Annotated in this window: 1 protein-coding gene and 1 pseudogene; both read left to right on the top strand. The window is 48.3% G+C overall.

What is annotated here, in order from left to right; all coding sequences use genetic code 11:
* Positions 1–1,257: pyruvate kinase (pyk, locus tag PX484_RS16040; protein ID WP_288104718.1), on the top strand; the 1,257-nt coding region annotated here is incomplete at its 5' end.
* A 138-nt stretch (positions 1,258–1,395) separates the two neighbouring features.
* Positions 1,396–1,550: pseudogene (locus PX484_RS16045) on the top strand (HEAT repeat domain-containing protein); the annotation flags it as partial.

Consider the following 1,550-nt stretch of genomic DNA (forward strand, 5'->3'; position numbering starts at 1 on the left):
AAAGCTTTAACCGATAAGGACAAAAAAGATTTAATGTTCGGACTGCTGTGGGATGTGGATTGGATCGCCCTTAGTTTTGTGCGTAATCCCCAAGATATCCTCGAAATTAAAGAATTAATCGCCAGTGCGGGTAAATCTATCCCCGTGATCGCTAAAATTGAAAAACACGAAGCGATCGAGGAAATGGAGGCAATTTTATCCCTCTGTGATGGTGTTATGGTGGCCAGGGGAGATTTAGGAGTAGAATTACCAGCCGAAGACGTGCCAATCCTGCAAAAACGCCTGATTAATACCGCTAATCAGCTAGGCATCCCGATTATCACCGCCACTCAAATGCTTGACAGTATGGCCAGTAATCCTCGTCCCACCCGCGCCGAGGTTTCTGACGTAGCTAATGCGATTTTAGATGGCACTGATGCGGTCATGCTTTCCAATGAAACGGCTGTGGGTCATTATCCCATCGAAGCGGTGGCAACCATGGCCCGCATTGCCGAAAGGATCGAACGGGAACAGATAAATAGTGCCGCTCGCTCTAACAATAAACAATCGATTCCTAACGCTATTTCCTCGGCAGTCAGTCAAATTGCCGAACAATTGGGGGCAGCGGCAATTATTACCCTGACAAAAACTGGCTCTACTGCCCGTAACGTCTCCCGATTTCGCCCCAAAACCCCGATTTTAGCCGTTACTCCCCATCGGGAAGTGGCACAGCAGTTACAGCTAGTTTGGGGCGTAAAACCGATGTTATTGCTCGATTTACCCTCCACCAGCCAAACTTTTCAAGTGGCGATGAATCTCGCCCAGGAAAATAACCTCCTCGCGGATGGTGATTTAGTGGTGATGACGGCGGGAACTCTGCAAGGGGTGGCCGGTTCCACGGATTTAATTAAGGTGGAAGTGGTAAAATCCCTTTTGGGCAAGGGTACAGGTATCGGCCAGGGTGTGGCCAGTGGCCGGGCGCGAGTGGCCCATAATGCCCGGGAAGTGGGTAGTTTTAGTAACGGGGAGATTTTAGTCGTTCCCACCACCAGCGCCGAATATGTGGATATGATGCGGAAAGCTGGCGGAATTATCACCGAAGATACCGCGATGAACAATCACGCCGCTACTATCGGTTTAAAATTGGGTATTCCTGTGATTGTCGGGGTTAAAGATGCCACGAAAATTATCCGCGAAGGGGTGATCATTAGTCTCGATGCTCAACGGGGTTTAATTTATTCTGGTATTGGCAAGGGTGCGGCAACTATGAAAAACTGAGTCGGTTATCAGTATTCTCCGAGTCAGTATTCTCCGAGTCAGGAGATTATTTTTATTTATTCTCCCCACTCCCTGCTCCCCACTTCATAATTCATAATTCATAATTCATAATTCCCCAAAACCCATTTTCACTTGTCTATGAGCGATTCTTACTCTGCTGCCGTCGATAATCCGGCCTATACTGTTGAACAAGCGATCGCTAATATCCAGCAAAGAGAAGACCTAGGCGCGCGTTATTATGCCGCTTGGTGGTTGGGTAGATTTCGTGTTCGTCAACCGGAGGCGATTTCGGC

This window comes from Microcystis sp. M49636_WE2, assembly GCF_030065375.1.
GTDB lineage: Bacteria > Cyanobacteriota > Cyanobacteriia > Cyanobacteriales > Microcystaceae > Microcystis > Microcystis aeruginosa_C.